General features: G+C 44.3%; 11 protein-coding genes. 7 read left to right on the plus strand and 4 right to left on the minus strand.

Annotated elements, in window-relative coordinates; translation table 11 throughout:
* Positions 1 to 397: 397 nt before the first annotated feature.
* Both QM629_RS05120 and yidC read right to left on the minus strand, forming a co-directional pair.
* Positions 398 to 826, minus strand: coding sequence for a CBS domain-containing protein (locus QM629_RS05120; RefSeq protein ID WP_415157867.1), 429 nt, complete (start codon positions 824 to 826; stop codon positions 398 to 400).
* A 50-nt stretch (positions 827 to 876) separates the two neighbouring features.
* A complete protein-coding gene (yidC, locus tag QM629_RS05125) occupies positions 877 to 2,733 on the minus strand; it encodes a membrane protein insertase YidC (protein ID WP_415157869.1) in 1,857 nt (618 codons plus the stop codon).
* Positions 2,734 to 2,952: 219 nt separating this feature from the next.
* On the opposite strand from yidC, the gene lptB reads away from it, so the two are divergent.
* From lptB to QM629_RS05155, 6 genes are all read left to right on the plus strand, one after another.
* Positions 2,953 to 3,753: an LPS export ABC transporter ATP-binding protein gene (gene lptB, locus QM629_RS05130; protein ID WP_415157871.1), complete on the plus strand. Its 801-nt coding sequence runs from the start codon at positions 2,953 to 2,955 to the stop codon at positions 3,751 to 3,753.
* Positions 3,754 to 3,767: 14 nt separating this feature from the next.
* Positions 3,768 to 3,896, plus strand: a complete 129-nt coding sequence (locus QM629_RS05135; protein ID WP_415157873.1) for a hypothetical protein — start codon at positions 3,768 to 3,770, stop codon at positions 3,894 to 3,896.
* Between the two features lie 89 nt (positions 3,897 to 3,985).
* Complete coding sequence (locus QM629_RS05140) at positions 3,986 to 5,245, plus strand: hemolysin family protein (RefSeq protein WP_415157875.1); 1,260 nt, start codon at positions 3,986 to 3,988, stop codon at positions 5,243 to 5,245.
* Between the two features lie 141 nt (positions 5,246 to 5,386).
* Positions 5,387 to 6,244, plus strand: coding sequence for a twin-arginine translocase subunit TatC (tatC, locus tag QM629_RS05145; protein WP_415157877.1), 858 nt, complete (start codon positions 5,387 to 5,389; stop codon positions 6,242 to 6,244).
* Positions 6,245 to 6,272: 28 nt separating this feature from the next.
* A complete protein-coding gene (locus QM629_RS05150; protein WP_415157879.1) occupies positions 6,273 to 6,608 on the plus strand; it encodes a hypothetical protein in 336 nt (111 codons plus the stop codon).
* A complete protein-coding gene (locus QM629_RS05155) occupies positions 6,592 to 7,449 on the plus strand; it encodes a lysylphosphatidylglycerol synthase transmembrane domain-containing protein (protein WP_415157881.1) in 858 nt (285 codons plus the stop codon). The genes QM629_RS05150 and QM629_RS05155 overlap by 17 nt, the downstream gene beginning before the upstream one ends.
* Before the next feature lie 77 nt (positions 7,450 to 7,526).
* Here the strand turns inward: QM629_RS05155 and sprA are convergent, their stop codons facing one another.
* Complete coding sequence (gene sprA / locus QM629_RS05160) at positions 7,527 to 14,687, minus strand: cell surface protein SprA (RefSeq protein WP_415157883.1); 7,161 nt, start codon at positions 14,685 to 14,687, stop codon at positions 7,527 to 7,529.
* Between the two features lie 429 nt (positions 14,688 to 15,116).
* On the opposite strand from sprA, the gene QM629_RS05165 reads away from it, so the two are divergent.
* On the plus strand, positions 15,117 to 15,398 hold the full coding sequence (locus tag QM629_RS05165) for a hypothetical protein (protein ID WP_415157885.1): 282 nt from the start codon (positions 15,117 to 15,119) through the stop codon (positions 15,396 to 15,398).
* 34 nt (positions 15,399 to 15,432) lie between these two features.
* Here the strand turns inward: QM629_RS05165 and QM629_RS05170 are convergent, their stop codons facing one another.
* On the minus strand, positions 15,433 to 17,598 hold the full coding sequence (locus QM629_RS05170) for an HAD-IIB family hydrolase (RefSeq protein WP_415157887.1): 2,166 nt from the start codon (positions 17,596 to 17,598) through the stop codon (positions 15,433 to 15,435).
* Positions 17,599 to 17,669 lie beyond the last annotated feature (71 nt).

A 17,669-nucleotide genomic window follows, 5' to 3' on the forward strand; every position in this document is an offset into this window, starting at 1 on the left:
AGAAGGGCAGGAAAAAAACATGATTTTTTGCATGTTTTATGTGTTTTAGGGCGTAGGAAGTCCTCTCCTTTGGAGAACCTGTCCCGGCCATTCGGGAGGATTTAGGTGAGGTCTGTCTGCAAGCTTTAAACATATCGCTTATCCCGAACTCACGTTATTTTAGTTTCTTTCCCTTTCAGGATTTAATCTTTGAAATATTCAATAATCAATGCTCAATCAATGTTATTTAAATAAAGTTAGCCACAGATGCACAGATTTTTATCTGTGCATCTGTGGCCGATAAAAAATGTCTTGTATAAATTATTCTTCAGTAAGCGCTTAAAGACTTTTACAATCGAATATTCCTGCTCGTCCACAGGAATTATTGTATTGTTGAATATATTTCTTAAACCAACAATTAAGAATGAATGTAATTCTGTAAATGTTCGATGGTTTCTTTTTGGGTAAGAATGGTTTCTTTAACCACATCGTTAATGGAAACAATACCGGCAAGCTGCCCGTTTTCAATAACCGGCAAATACCGGATATTTCTGGCAGACATCAGCTCCATGCAATGTTCCACCGTATCATTCTTTTTTACATACGGGCAGTCTGTTTCCATTATTTCGCCCACTGTTGTTTCACTGGAAGACCGGCCTTTTAGAATAACCTTGCGGGAATAATCACGTTCCGTCATAAGGCCAATAAACTTACCGCTTTGGGATACAGCCACAGAACCAATGTTCTTATCAGCCATTAATTTCAAGGCTGCTATCACGGTTAATTCAGATTCAACCGTTTCCACATGGCTGCCTTTTCGTTTCAATATGTCAGCAACGTTTCTCATAAGAATAAAAATACAGAAACTTGTGAGAATTCCCTATAAAAAACCAACGGCTATTTTTTATTTTTCTGCTGCTGGTCTTTCATCTGCTGCACTTTCTTTTGCGCTTCCAGCATTTTTTCATACTGCTCCTGCCATTTGCTTTTTGGTTTCACCTTGGGCGCTTTGCGGCGTTCATGCATCTGGGCGAGAATTTTATCATGGTCAAGAATATAATTCTGTATAGTGAACTGAATGCCCAGCGTAATAAGGTTTGAAACCGTATAATACCAGGTTAATGCCGCCGGCAGCGAGTTAAAGAACAACAGCATGAATACCGGGTAGATGTACGGCATATATTTCAGCGCCGGGTTATTAGGGTCCTGCGGCGTCATATTCATATTATACACAGAAATAAGAAAACTGGTAGCTACAGCCAGTAATGCGAATAAGCTGATATGGTCGCCTATAACAAATATCTTGCTGCCAAACTGCACCAGTATATCGTAAGTAGAAAGGTCTTTTGACCAGAGAAACGGCTGTCCCCTCAGGCTTATATTGGAGTTGAAGAAGCTGTACAAAGCAAAGAATATCGGTATTTGCAGCAGCAAGGGCAAACAACCGCCCAGCGGGTTTACACCAGCTTCGCGGAAAAGCTTCATTTGCTCCATGGCAAAGCCCTGCTGGTCGGTTCCGAACTTCTTTCTCAGTTCATCTAATTCCGGCCTTAATAATTTCATCCTGGCGCCGCTTTTATAACTGCGGTACACCAGTGGGGAGGTTACCAGCCTGATGAAAATGGTAAGCAGGGCGATAACCCATCCATATACAGAAATAAAGCCGGCGAAGAAATTAAATACCGGCATGATAATATATTTGTTGATGGGCCTAACAAACGCATAAAAATCGCGGCCGAGATTTACAATGCCATCCATTTCCGGGGCGGCGTTCTGCAAAATCTTATAATCATTGGGGCCGTAATACAGCTGCATGGGAATATTTACAGAAGCGGAAGCAGGCGCCTGCATTTGCAGCGATGCATCCACCAGGCCAATTACCTGGGTGGTATCGGTACTGCGGGCCCAATGCACTTCCCCTCCTTTAAAATTATCTTTGGCAATAAGCGCAACGTTAAAAAACTGCTGGGCTGCACTTACCCATTGCACGGGTTTTTCAAACTTATGTTCTGTTTTGGAAGATATGTAGTCAAAATCGTTGCCTTCCGAAAAACAAACATTCGTCATGCGGCGCTCATAATCTGCCGATTTCTCCACCTGCATGGGCTGCGAAACAAAATGAAAATTGAGCGTATTATTGGTGATAAGGCTTTGCGCGCCCGTTAAGGATATATTCCAGTCAATTAAATAACTGCCTTGTTTTATGGTATATTGATGAATAATGCCCGCGCCTGCAGCATCTGTTAATTTGAATTGAATGGTTTGGCTGCCATCTGCATTTTTTTCGGGCTGGCCTGCCACAAAATTCATTTCGGTGGTTAAAGCTGATTTATTGGCGCCGGTATTTACAGCATAGCTGATGCCGTCTTTACCGCTTTCGCCCAATACTACCTTGCCACCGCTGCTTGAGTTATAATGCTTTAATTCCACATATTTTACAGCACCGCCTTTGGTAGTGAATACGGCTTTTATCAAATCGTTTTCCACCGTAACCAATTGCTCCGGCACGTTGGCTGTATTGGCAAAATTGCCGGCGGCATTCGCCCTTCCAATAGAATCAGCGCGAAGGGAATCGAGGATGAAGGCCGCTTTCTGTTCGGGCGTGATCTTTTTAAGGGAATCTGTGCGCAGGGAATCCTGAATACGTTTTTGATGCGTTACATATTCGCCCTGTTGCTTATTGGTGTACCAGAAAAAAACAAAAAATAAAATAGCCAGTAACACAATACCTATAATCGTATTCTTATCCTTCATATAAAAAAATGAGCGGCAAAGGTAACAGATTGGGGAATTGCAGGCAAAGTGAAAAGTTAAAAGCAGGAATTATCAAGGCAGATGGCAGGTGGCGGGCGGTAAGTGGCAAGAGGTAAAGATTTTAAGTGCGCCATCTTCCTTTCAAACACTTGTTAATATGTATTGCCGCTTGCATAGTTTATGAAGCTTCATTTATTTTTGTTGTTAAACCTTTTTGTTTTGAGCATTACAATTACTACGCAACATCTCTTTAAAACGTATGGCAGCCGTACGGTGGTGAACGATGTTTCCATACAGGTGCAGCAGGGGGAAATTGTGGGTTTGCTTGGCCCCAACGGCGCCGGCAAAACCACCACTTTTTACATGGTTGTTGGTTTAATTAAGGCCGATTCCGGGGAAGTTTTCCTGGAGAAAGAAGATATTACCAAGCTGCCCATGTATAAGCGGGCGCAGTTGGGCATAGGTTACCTGCCGCAGGAGGCTTCGGTGTTCCGGAAGCTGAGCGTGGAAAATAATATTCTTGCCGTGCTTGAAATGACCAGGCTGGGCAAACAGGAACGCCAGGATAAGCTGGAAGTGCTGCTGGAAGAATTTAACCTTAACCACGTTCGTAAAAATAATGGCGACAGCCTGAGCGGCGGCGAACGGCGCAGGACCGAAATTGCCCGTGCGCTTGCTGTGGATCCCAAATTTATTTTGCTGGACGAACCTTTTGCCGGCGTTGACCCCATTGCAGTGGAAGACATTCAGAGCGTGGTGGCCAGGTTAAAATATAAAAATATTGGCATTCTTATTACCGACCACAATGTGAATGAAACGCTCTCTATTTGCGACCGCGCTTATCTTTTAATTGAAGGAAAGATATTCAAGCATGGCACTGCCGAAGAACTGGCTGCCAACGAGCAGGTAAGGCGCCTGTACCTCGGTACCAATTTTGAGCTGCGCCGTAAAGACTGGATACTTGAAATGGGAAAGAAAGAACAGCTTCATCAGTCTGCCGAAGAAAACCAGGAACCATAAGCTGAACTTTGCTTATGCTTTGGGAATATGCCCCGCAACTACAGGGCAATAGTTTGGCAGGCGTAACAAAAGGCTACATTCACCCTGCAGCAACATTAGCTATTGGCAGCAGTTTTATTTTTCAGAAAGCCAATAATGATTAAAAATATAAAAGAGCCAAATTTGAATTTATGCCGCCGGGAAATTTCTGGCAACTGTTCTGTTTTAATTAGTTTTCTGCTATATTCGAATTATGGATTCTGTTCACCTGGTAATATACATTTCCGTTGCACTGCTTCTCATCGCTTTTTTCACAGGCATCGAAATTGCTTTTATAAGCGCCAGCAGGCTTACGGTAGAGCTTAAAAAAAAGCAGGGCCTCAGCAGTGGCTCCATCCTTTCCAAATTCATGGAAGAACCTTCGCGGTTTATCGGCGTATGTTTAATTGGCATAAGCGTTTTCCTTATTTGCTATGGTTTGCTGTTCAGCGAACTGATGCGCACTTCTCTGTGGAACCCGCTTAAATTAACCAACGCGTATGTGAAATTGCTGGCCGATACAATTTTCTCTTCATTGATTGTTTTAATCATCGGCGTGTTTTTGCCCAGGGCCATTTTTCGTGCAAAAAATAATACCCTTTTAAACTTTTTTGCCCCGGTGGCCCAGCTATTCTATAAAATATTCAACCCGGTGGCTTCCTTATTTGTAAAACTGTCTGAAGCCATCCTGAAATACCTGTTTAATGTGCGGCCAAAAGATAAAGATGAACCTTTTATTAAAATTGATCTTGACAATTTCTACCAGCAAACGCACGACCAGGATCCTGAAACACAGGAACTGAATACGGAGCTTTTTGAAAATGCTTTGTCGCTGCCTTCTGTAAGGGTGCGCCAGTGCCTGGTGCCAAGAACAGAAATAGAAGCCACAGAAATAAACACGCCTGTGGATGATGTGCTGAAGCTTTTTTTGGAAACCAAGCTAAGCAAGCTGGTGGTGTACGAAGGCAACATAGATAATATACAAGGCTACGTGCACCAGCTCGATCTGTTTAAAAAACCCACTGAGCTGCGCTCCATTTTATTGCCCATACCTGTTGTTCCGGAAACAATGAGCGCTACAGACCTTATTAATAAATTCAGCAAAGAAAGAAAAAGCATTGCCTGGGTGGTTGATGAATTTGGCGGCACCGCCGGTATAATAACCATGGAAGATATACTGGAAGAAATTTTTGGCGAGATAAAGGATGAATACGATACCGAAGAGTTTGTTGAAAAGCAGATAGCCGAAAATGAATTTATTTTTTCAGGCAGGCTTGAACTGGACTACCTGAATGAAAAATACAGCCTCGACTTTCCCAATTCAGACTCGGAAACATTATCGGGTTATATCATAAACCAGCATGAAACCATACCACGCGCCAAAGAGCGCATCATTATTGACAAATATGAATTTGACATTGTTACCGTAAGCGATACCCGCATTGAAATGGTAAAGCTGAAGATACTGCGGTGAGCTGCGAGCTACAAGCGTAAAAACTTAAAACCTGTGAACCTGTGAACGTTTAAACTTCTTCCGTTTATAAAATAATTTTTATAAATCCATTTCTCATGCAGCCCCGTACATTTGTAACCCTTATACATAAAGACGAACGAAATGACTGAAGGATTTATTGGCCGCCGCAATCAGGGCAAGGGAGAAATGGCTTTTGTGGATCACCTGGAAGAATTAAGATGGCATATTGTGCGCTCGCTGATTGCAATTTTAACTTTCGCATTCATTATCTTTATTAAAATACAATGGGTATTTGATAATGTAATTTCAGGCCCCATTAATCCCGATTTCATCAGTTACCGTGTTATTTGCAACTTAAGCCACAAGCTTGGCCTTGGAGACCAGCTTTGCCTTAAACCTGTAAACATCAGCATGCAAACCACCACGTTTGGCGGCCAGTTTTTCAGCAGCTTCTCCATTGCCTTTGTGGGCGGGCTGATCGTAGCTTTCCCTTACATCTTCTGGGAGTTCTGGCGTTTTGTAAAACCCGCATTAAAACCAAGGGAGCTAAAGGGAACAAGGTTTGTAATTTTCTGGATATCCTTCTTCTTCTTTCTGGGCGCAGCATTCGGGTATTTTGTGCTTGGCCCATTCACCTTTAATTTTCTTGCTACTTTTCAGGTGAGCGCACTTAATACAGTACAAACAAAACCTACCATAAACGATTATATTGATAACCTCACCAATCTTATTTTAGGCTGCGGCATTGCCTATGAGCTACCGGTGCTTACGTATGCGCTCACCAAAATAGGCATTATCACACCGCATTTCCTGCGCCGTTCCCGTAAATATGCGCTTGTAATTTTGCTGGTTGTGGCCGCCATCATCACACCAAGCCCCGACTGGTACAGCCAAACCATTGTATTCCTGCCTTTATTCGGCCTGTATGAATTGGGCGTTTATCTTTCTGCAAGGGTGTACAAACGGGAGCAGCAGAAAGAAGCTGAAGAATGGAGCTGATTTAATGACAGGGATTGCCTGAAACATAATGTCCGACCTGCTTACAATGGTTTTCTTTCGCAAATACATCCAAAAGCCCATGCACCTTTTGGGGTCTATGGGTTTTATTATGCTTGGCTTCTGTTTAATGATTAATATATACCTGTTGTGCCTGAAATTCGCAGGGGAAAATATCTGGGGCAAGCCATTGCTGATACTGGGCATGATACTTTTATTGGGTGGAATACAGTTAATCACCATTGGTTTTCTTGCAGAAATCAGCATCCGCATTTACTTTGAATCAGGCAACAGGAAAACGTACCAGGTACGACGCATTATGCATGGACAAAACAAAGAAAAAGAACATATTGAAGCTTTGCTTTAAGCTGGCATTTACGGCAGTTGCCTTATGGCTGGTATATAACAAAGTGGATTTTACGGCATTGGAACGGATATGGGGCAAGGCAAACCCGTGGTTCTTTATTCCGGCTGTTGCATGCTTTATTGCTTCACAGGTCATATCTTCTTTTCGCCTGCTGGTTTTTTTCAAAAATACAGGGCTTCCAATCACTGCGCTATTTAATATTGGTTTGTACCTGCAGGGTATGTTTTATAATATTTTTCTGCCCGGCGGCATTGGTGGCGACGGATATAAAATAGTAGTGCTTGGCAAACGGTTTAAAGAAAAGCCTAAAACATTATTTATCCCTGTTTTGCTTGACAGGATAAGCGGCGCCTGGGCTATATGTTTTTTTATTATTGTATTTGGCCTTATGGTTAAGGCCGCCCCCGATTTTGTTAATTGGGCCATCATAATATTTGTAGCAGCTACGGCATTATACTATATTATAATACGCAAATATTTTAGTAAGCACGCTAGCCGCTTTGTTACTGCGCACTTACTGGCTTTACTCGTACAGGCCTTTCAGTGCCTTTGTGTTTTTTTTATCCTGCTGTCGCTTGGGCATACCGGTTATAAGCCGCCCTATCTTTTTATTTTCCTGTTGTCTGCTTTTGCAACATTATTTCCCTTAACCATTGGCGGTTTGGGTGCAAGGGAAATTGTTATTATATGGGCTGCTGCTGCTTTGTCGCTCGACAAGGATATTTCTGCATCGGTAAGCCTGTGCTTTTATATAATATCAGCGCTGGTTTCCCTGTTTGGCGCAGTGCTTGTTTTTTCAAAAAATGCAGGTAAAACATTTCGCACTGCTGCTTCGGGCTGAGCCTTGATGCCGGATAGAAGCGCTTTATTCTCTGCCTGCTATAAAAAACGATTACAGCCAGATTTTTCAGTCTGCAATTATTTATCCGGGGCTATGGATATGCGCGCCTCAATGCCGGCGCTGGTAGTAATAACCGGCGCTGAAGACGAGATATATGGAATGATGCGCTGCTGTTCAAAATACAGGGTAAGGTCAATGCGGTTGTTTATCAAATAGCCGATGCTCGGCTGTATAACAATTGTTTTTTGGCCGCTGGTAGTATAGGCCGACGACTGGTCAAGCACGCTGTTTGTTTGAAAGCTGTTGCTAAAAGAAAAATCAAGGCTTGCCTTCATTTCGGTTTTAGTGGGGTCCACTTTTATAAAAGGCAGCTTAAAAGGCATGTTTACGCCTTTTTGCCTGAAGGAGCCGCCAAAGCTAAAGGCGTTGGTGTTTACTTCTGTTATCGCGTAGTCTGTCAGGCTAAGGCTTAACGTCCTGCCTTTGGAATAGGAAAAGCGAACCGATGTCTGGTCATTTGTTGTAACATCCAAACCAATCAGGGGGCTGAACTGCTCCTGGATAGTAAGGCTTGGTATAATGTAATAGGATACAAAATTGCCGGAGGTGGAGTCTATATAAGATGGCTGCTTCAGGTGCAGCGAATCGGTATATAGCAATGAGCTGGTAAAACTTCCCATGGCGAATGTGCTGCTGTACCCGTGCGTTATGGTAATGTTGCTGAATATATCTGAAAGGCCTGCCATTTTTGTAAGGCCGGTATAAGTTAAACGCCAGTTGGGCAAGGCATGTATGCCTTTAAAAGGGTTTGATTTAATGCCGGAATTATTTTCATTTATCAGTGATACGGTATTCGGGTCTTTTCCCGTATAAGCGGCTATAAATGCCGGCAGCAGCACATCCTGCTGGTAACGCCCATAGCCGGTAGGGAAGCTGTCTGAAAGGTATGTTTTATCCCAGTAAGGGTTGGCTTTGGCAAGGCGGTTGGCAATTATAAGGCGGTAATCCTGGAACTTTTTAAATGTGCCTGATACCTGGTCGGGGCTTGTTTTTTTAAACAGTGTTTTAAAACTGATATAAGAAGCGGAAAAGCCGCCGCCGGCCGACGGGCTGAGATGGCTGAACACCACGTCAGTGCCGGATGAAGAAGTGTTCTTGAACAGCTCGGAATAATTTTTGGAAAGCGTTTTTTGCAGGGTTAAGTCTATCGTTAAATCAGGTATGGGCTGAAGCTGTACGGCAAGATTCAGTTGCTGCTGAAAGTCCTGGTAATAATACAGATTAAACGTAGTGTCTGTAGTTATAATCCCCTGCCGGGCTTTTTGGTTCAGCCAGTTTGTGTCTGGCTGCCTGCCAAAAATATAGGCATAACCCGGCTGATTGTTTTTTTGATCCTGCCCCAGCCAGCCGGTGCCTGTGGTTATGCCGGGTACCTGGCTGCTATACGTTTCGTTGTAACTTAAGGAAGCATGCTTCACCATTGTGAGTAATTGCGCCGCAGCTTTAACAGGGCCGGCAGGGCCGCTTACCTGCCTGTTATTGCGCAGTTGTGTGCGGTAATCTCTTTTTTGCTGACGCCATTTTTGCAGGGCATGCCGTTTGGCAGCGCCTCTAAGCTTATTTCCGGCCGAATCTCTTATAATTTCTGCTCTCGGCTTTGGAGGCTGAATACTGCCTCTCGCAGGTGAAACAGTGTTAGTATCCTCTGGTTGACTGATGGCATTCAGAAATTTAGATTTTGCATACAGCCTGGTAAGATCAAATTCTGCGGCCAGGCTGTTCTGCTGCGAATTTTCAATGGTATTGCCCAGGCTGGTGGCAAGCAGGCTGGCAGCCGTCCAGTTGTAGGCAGCAGCATAGCTGTAGCGGCCTGTTATCCAGTCGGTAAGCGGCAGTTTTCCGAATGGGAAATTATAGCTGATGGCCGATTTCTGCTGATACAGCGTATTCCTGCCGCCGCGAAAAAAATTGGTGCGCACCGAATCTTTCTTTGCTTTTGTATTCAGCAGGCCATCCGGTTCATCTACCCTTGCATAAGCAGTTGCGGAAAAATCGAGATTAAGGCTTCTTGTTAAATCCCATCTCAGGTTATAATAACGATCAAAATCAAAATATTTATCATAAGTGGTATCTGTTTCTTCCACTTTTGAATCGTACGTATTCACCACCCGGGGAATATACATGCCAAACTGCCTGTTTACATCGTATTTAAAGCTGAGCAATGATGGCATAAGGTTGAAATTAAAGTCTTTTATGGGCGCCAGCCAGTTGCTTTTATTCTTAATAAGTTTTTTAAAAGGCTCCTTAAATTTTGAAGCAGTATTGAAAGTATAGCCGATAGCCGCCCGGTATGTTTTTGTATGGCTGAGCAATATGGTTGAATTGGTTTGATCAAATTCGGTATAGGAATAATTAAAATCAAAATTGCTGATGCTCCATAGTCTGGGCCTGCGGCTTCCCTGCACAAACCGCATATTGGTAAAATTGATCGTTTTTGTTGTGCTTATGTCCAGCGCCGCATTTTTTATGGAATCTCTTTCTCTTTGGGTAGTTGCCATCTTCAACTTGTCTTTGTACAGTATGTCCAGGTCATACGGGTCGTATTCAGGCGTCAGGATGGTTTTATTAATGCTTGTGTAAACAGGTATGGATAACCCGGATTTTTGCGGCAATAGCTTGCCGGCGTCAATATTCAGCGCGGCATCATATTGCAGCATATTATCTGTGGCGCGGTCGTTTACGCCGTCCTCAATGCTGCCAAAGCCATACGTATAGGTATTGGCAGAAAGGGAAAGCGTGCCCAGGTCTGCCAGTTGCATGTCCACCCTGCCCAATGCAGCATACCCGCCTTTTTCATCCAGGTCGGAAAGGCGCAATTCGTTTAACCATACTTCCGTGCTGATGGCGCTTGTGGTTTCATTTTTTATGGCGACTAAAATCCCTTCCACTTCGCCCAGGTTGGGGTTGCCTTTTATACTGTAAACCCTGTTGCCGATTTGCTCGGAATAGTATTGTGTTTTGGTTACAGAGGCGGCATTGCGCCTTACTTTAAGCTGAACAAGATCGTTCAGGGTAAGGTTTAAATCATTGGAATCAGGCCATATCTGCGAAGCCGTTGAACTGCTGTATGGCGTAATGGTTAAAGGGATCTTTATTTCGTAATAATTTTCAAGAAAATCCTGCCCGATGCGTATTACGGCAGATATCTGCCCGTCAGTTAAGGCAGGCGACTGTGTAAGCCCGGATTCGGCATGGATGAACATGTCTAATTTGCCATACCTTCTCAGGTCAAGATCGCATGTTTTAAATACGGCCCTGCTCTCATTTTTTTGCAGGTTATCAATTTGCAGGCTCATGGCCTGTTCATTTTGCAAAAGGGTTACGCCATTGCTGCTTAGCTCCTGCGTGCGCTCAATGCCGGGCGGTATAACGTAAGGTATGGGCTGGCGGCTGCTGTTTTCTTCAATATTTACCGATGAAACATCCATGGTGGTTGTAGAGGTAGAGGACAGTTGTGTGTAACTGCCCGTGGTATCCACTTCATAACCAAAGGTGCGCCACAGGTTGCGCACCATATTCAATGTGGCAAAACGCAGCACCACCGAATCTTCAAAGCCGGAAAGGTACATGCGGATGAAACGGATGGATTTAAAATCTGATATATCGCCGGTGGTGCTTGTATATTCATCAACCGGCACCCTGAACAAATACCATTCTTCCGTTGTGGTAGAGCCATCTGCCAGTTTGGGCGTAACGGTGCGCTCATCCACTATGTATGCATTAGACGCTGCAGACATGCCCGGCTGCAGGTCAATTTCATATTCATAATACGATTCCGTTTCGTTTAATGTATTGTCATCATTCAAATCTTCATCATCGGGATATGAAGTAGCGGCAGGCGAAAACTGGGAAGTGCCGGAATAAACGGGTGAATTTCCCTGGGGGTTGTTATAATCTTTATACCGGCCGAGAATGCCGGTGCCGGCGCTGGTATAGCTGTCATCGCGGTACCATTTATAGTCATCACTGGCAGGGTCGGTATAGGCTTTCTGATAAACAGATGAGCTTGTGCCAAAATTTGAGGCCAGGCTGGTAAGATAGCTGCTGCGCTTTACCCTTTCCGAATCATCAGCTTCCCCGTCAAAGCCAAGGTCCTGGTAAGAACGTTCACTCTCATCGCTGCTAAAGGCATTTGTAAGCTGCACAGGATTAAGGGGTGAACGGCCCCAAACGGAATAAGCAACCGTTGCCGAAGTGGAAGGCGTAGGCAGGCCATTCTCGTAAAACCTGCGGCCGTCTTTTAAAATATCCTCGCTTACATTTCCCAGGTTAATGTATAGCTTTCCCCCCGTGCTTGTCGGGTTTTTAATAAAAGGATTTTGCACCCAAAATTCAATGTACTGCACATTGCCGGTTTCAAAATCAGTCTGGTCAAGGCTGCGCATAATGCCGCCCCAGCGTTCTTTGGGATTTCTTAGTTTGCCCTCGTCCGTTAAATCGGCTTTATCATCGGTAAAATTATAAGGTCCCTGGTCGGTTGGGTAATAGGCCAGGTCGAAGGTGGTGGTAAGCACATTTGTGATATTGGTGGTGCGGTTGGGAAACAGCTCGCTTGTATAAACCTGTCTTACCCTGGGGTCGCTCAGCTCTTTTAAATTGCTTTTAAGCGGGTTATTGGCGTTTGACTTTTGCTGCAAAATGGGCTCGATCATATACCAGGCTAATTTGGCCCTGTTTTTTCCATAATCAAGGTCATTGCTCAGGCTGCTTTCTGTAAACGAGCTGGGTGTTGAAGCGAGTTTCCAGGAGGTAAGCGGGTAGCGTATATCGGTAGTGCTGGTGGCGCTTTCAAAATCATCAATATACACCGCGCCGCTGCTGCCTTCGCCTATCTGCGATGCATGGCCGGGCTGCAGGGCCGCCATTTCGCCATGGGCAGAAATGGAGCTTGCGGCCGTGGTGCTGTAAAACGGCAGCTTGTTCAGCAGCCTTGTAAGGCCGGGCCATTCATTCTGGTAATTAAAGTCGAGGCCATACATGTTATTGCTGATGGGGTCTTCGCCGTAACTCACTTTTGTATAGTATGGTTTCTCGGCCAGCCGCTCAAATGTGCCGCCTATGGAGAAATGTTTATTGGCCAGGTAATCAAACCGCAGCCCAAAAAAACTGCGCTGCTGCGAACCATAGGTTGAATTGTCTTCAAAATCAACATTAAGCGTTACGCCGGAATTGATGAGCGCCTGGTTAATAATGGTTAATGTGCCCAGGTTGTAATCAATTACATAATCCACATTTTCCGTTAAGGTCTGGCTGCCGGCTGTTACCGTTACAGAGCCCTGGGGAATATTAAATGCACCAAGCGATATCTGGTTGCTCGAACTGCCTTTAACCGTGCCCTGCAATACATACCGGTTCAGGTTTGTGTATGTTTGGGCCACTGTTTTTATGGAGTCGTAGAGCGGGTAATAAACATATTCATTCACCGTATCCTGGTTCACACCCTGGAAGGCGCGGTCGGCAAGGTCCTGCCCAAACGGTTCCAGTACAGGAAAAATGATCTTGCCATGAGCGGATATAACCGTATAGCCGTCAATATAATCAAAATAGCCGTCGGGCTGGGGGTCGTTGCGGGTGTTCAGGCGGTCTGCACCGAGAATGCGTATCAGCGTTGTACCGGAAACATCAGCGGCGCTTACCGGCAAATACCTTTTGGTGCCGCCGCCCGGCTCCTTATACAACACATTTAATTTACAATTTGCAGAATCCATTCCTGTAATATCCAGCGAATACACATTCTTCATCATCAGGTTCCAGATGGGCAGCTTCACCCGCTGGGCGGTGGCTTTTAATAATTTCAGGAACACTACCTTCTGTATGCCCGTAGAAGAATCAATGGTAACATCCTGGGCAAACTCGCCTACCTGATACACTTTACCATTATAGGTATATTGATAGGCCACTGCCAATACATCATCGGACGACAACTGGGTATTGAGCGAAAGGAAACCCACTTTGGGGTTGTAATAATATTCTGTTGAATCCAGCTTGCGGGCAAATGTTTTTTCATAGTCATTTACCGCCTTAAAGCCGCGGGCGGTTAACAGCGTGTTTACAAGGGAAGGGTCGCGAAAGCTGCTGTTGCCGGTCAGGGTTGCATACAGGTCATTGGTCGTATTTTTGGGAAGCAGATCGCTTGTAATTGCGTGAATATTGCTGTTGGCCGGGCTGCTTTCCCCCAGGTCTGCCAAACCTACTACCGTCCTTACATTGGTAGTGGCGCTGGTACGGTTGGTAACCCAAACTTCCATGCGCACAATCTGCACCTGGCTGTTCACCACCGGCAGGTTGCTCATGGCTTTATTATAATTATTCTTAAAATACTGGGCCAGCAGAAAATGCCGGTTTTCATCATAATCATCCAGCTTTTTATCAACGGACTGGCTTACACCGCTGCCGGATAGGCTTATGGATTTTTGCTCTGATTTCTGGCTGGCGATAGCGGCCGTAACATACAGCTTTCCAAACTGGAGCTGTGTTTTCACGCCAAACAGGCTTTGCGGGCTGCTCATCAGGCTGCTTTTGGTTTGAAACGAAATGTTGCCGGCCTCCACCGATTTCAATATTTCATCATCCATACCTTTGTAATCGAGCTTTAGCTGATTTTCATAATCAAAATTGGCAAGCGTATTATAGCTGATGGGCAGTTTCAGCTTATCGCCGATGCTGGCATTAATGTTCAGGTTGGTGCTCATGTCAAAATCCAGCCCCCCGCTTTTGCGTGCGCTTTCCGATAAGGAAGGGTTTTGAATTACCTGGCCCTGGTAACCCATTTTAAGGTCAATCGTGCCCTGGGGTTTTATATCAATCTTGAGGTTGCCGGTATCCTGGCCGAACATCCTGTTGAAAAGCTTGTTATACACGCGGGGCGTTGGGCGTGAAATCTTCCGGTTAAGGTCGAGCAGGGCTTCTCCGCGCTGGCTGAAATAATCATCCTCCTGCATCTGGCTTTGCAGGCGGTACATTTCATCAAAGGTGAGATAGGTAGGCTTGCGGTAAATGATATCGCCTATCTTCTCTGTTATATAATATTGATTGGTGAGCGGATCATATTCAATATTTTGTTTGATAAAAGCTGTGTCATTCAGGTCAAAAGGATTGGCATAATCCCACGAAAACCTGTCGCCGCGCCTGTCCTGCAAAGGATAGCGCAGGCTGTCGTGCAAAGAAGTATCCCCCACATTTTTTATTTGGGCTTTTACTTCGTTGCATAAAAAAAATATCAAAAGAATACCCCATAGCAGTTTATAAGCAACACTACACTTTGTCAATTCTGATCTACTGTTTAAGTTAAATTGTTCTATAAGCCCGTCATTTATCGCTGGATTAATAATGTTTTTTAACAGGGGATTATTTGCCGGCCACGGACAATTGAGGTGGAAGCGCTTTTTTTTGAGGTGAATTACAAACGGAAGGCGGACGCTTAGGTTAATAAAATTGTTGCCCGGCTAAAATATTTTCTCCCGGTCTAATGCCTTTCGCGGCTTGCCTTTTACTAAAATGCAAGGGCTTACATGGTTGATATTTTTTGCCTGAGAAACTTTATTTAGGTTGTCAATTCTTTTGTCTCATCATATTCAGGCCCTCACTTACATTTGCGGTTTCATGCTATGAAAAAGTTTTATCCCTATAAAATAAAAAAAGGAGCGGCTGTTAAGATGGCTGGCATCCTGCAGCAACCCCAACTGGTTGACTACAGGATGGATGATAAGCCATGCAGGATAACCGTAAACAACTGTGCAACAGAAGACCTTATAAAAAAGGAACACCTTGATGCGCTGGCAACAGACCACGTTTACCAGGTAAAAGCAGCCTATATTGATGACAGGGAATTTTTCGTTTTAAAAAGCCTGCTCGAACCCTTGGCTGAGATCATTGCAGTAGAAGAGTGATAGCCTGTTAAACCAGTCTCAACTTACACCAGCTTCAATCCCTTTGCGAGAGATAATGTTCAATACCTTCCAGCACGCCTTTTGCCAAAGGCTTCCTGGCAAAATAAGCCTGCCGGTTGTTTTTTAGCGCCTGCATTTCGGCACTGTAATTGGCCACCACTATGCCGCGGGCTTTACCACGCACCATATCAATATCATTACCGCTATTGCCGGCTGTTATAAATTTTTCCAAAGGCAGTTTCCATTTATTACTAAGATACTGCACCGCACTGCCCTTGCCTGAACGAAACGGCAACAGGTCGAGGTAACGGTTTTCTGTCAATAAAATCTTTGCCCTCAGTTTTTGTTCGTTTAAAAATTTATAGAGGCTTTGAAGGTCAGCTCTTGTAAAATCTTCATCCACGTAATAGCTGAGCTTAAAAGGCCATTGTGCATCGGGGCCCTGCAGATGAATGCCCTTAAATGATTCAAGCGCTTTCTTTAGTTCTTCCCGCTTCCACTGGCGGTTAATGTGATTTTCATAACCATTATCAGGAATAAGTTTATCTGTATAATAAATTTCCGATCCGGCTGAGCAAATCAGCACGTCAAAATCAATTATGCCCTTGCTGTGTAAACCGTCCAGGGTTAGTTGTTTGTTCCTGCCGCTGGCAACGCCAAATATCATTTTCTCCCTGTTATTTTTTATCCACTGCAGTAATTCGCCAAGGCCTTCTGTATCGTCTCTTTCAAACAAGGTTCCGTCAATATCTGAAACAAAAGCCATTTGCGCAGAAGACATTTTTTTGCCGTAAGCCGTTTTATGCACATAGGTGCTCTTGTCTTCAAAAACCTTATTGATAAGCTCAATATATTTATTGGCGTGCGCTTCCCACGAATAATCCTGCGTGGCAGCTTTAATGCCGTTGGCAGAATATTGCTCCCATAAATTCTGGTCGGCAATTATCTTTTTCAAAGCGGCTGCAATAGCGGCCGGGTCTTCCACATCTACTAAAATGCCATTATGATTACTTTCAATAATTTCTTTTGGGCCGCCCGTTGGCGAGGCAATTACCGGCAGGCCGCAACCTGCCGCTTCCAGAATGGTAAGCCCGAAATTTTCGCCGGGCGTAGCATTTACAAACACGCCTTTTTTGCGGGCGGCAATCCTGTAAATTTCGGGCACTTCAAATTTGGGATCATTCTTTTTGGGAATAGCCATTTTACCATACAGGTCGTACTTATCCAGCAGCAATAAAAGGTTGGTAAGTATTTCCTGCTCATCGGGCTGCATTTGCGAAATATCTTTTCTTACACCGGCAAAAATGGCAAGGTTGGCCATTGCCTGCAGTTCTTTATCCTGTCCGTAAGCCTGTATAATGGTCTCGAAATTTTTTCTTTTATCGGCGCGGCCTATGGAAAGCACCAATGGTTTTGCAGGCTGAAAAAGAAAACGCTCTATCTCAGAATTTACGCGGTATAATGCCTGCTCCTGTTCAAGCGTTAAATTATAAGACGGCATATCAAGCCGGTAAAACGGAAAGAAGATATGATTGTTTACGCCCGGGGGATTCACAATAAATTTACCATACGCCTTGTTTTCATAAAGGCTGTACTGCTCTTCAACAATGTAGTTCGTGCTGGTAATAACCGCATCGGCTGTTTTCAGGTATTGTTCTTCTTCTTTAATGCGCCGCTGCATGTTAAATTTCTCATTAATTTTTTCTTCGGGCATGCCCTGCTGCAGCAAAATATTTTTTTTATTTCTGCCAAGCGAATGCGCCGTTGCAAAAAAAGGCATGCCAAACATTTCACTAAGCTGGCCGGCTATATAAATGCCATCGGCATAATGGCCATGCACCACATCAGGAATGTCATTTTCCTGTTCTATGAATTTAATGGTCCTGTCAACATATTCATCCAGGTGGTCCCATAACGACTCTTTCTGGCGGTAGGCATTACCGCCGCAGGCAATGCGCACTATGCGGGCTTTATCGTTTACGGGCTCTATGCCTTTTCCATAATCTGCCGAAACTCTTTTATCAATAATCTTTCTTGTAAACAAATCCACTTTTCTTACCTGCGGATGTTTTGATAAAACCTCCAAAAGCTCCAGTACATATTTCACCTGACCGCCGGTGTCTTTGTCCCTTCCTATTTCCGGTTCGTGATAGCGTATCAGCCCATGCGGGCTGAATAATTGAATATAATATTTCTTCATCAGGCTTCAATAATTAGTAAAGCGCCAAAAGTAACCAATCCTCATAAAATGAGATATTTGCACTTATTTCA

It is taken from the genome of Parafilimonas sp. (assembly GCF_047606085.1).
Taxonomy (GTDB): Bacteria; Bacteroidota; Bacteroidia; order Chitinophagales; family Chitinophagaceae; genus Parafilimonas.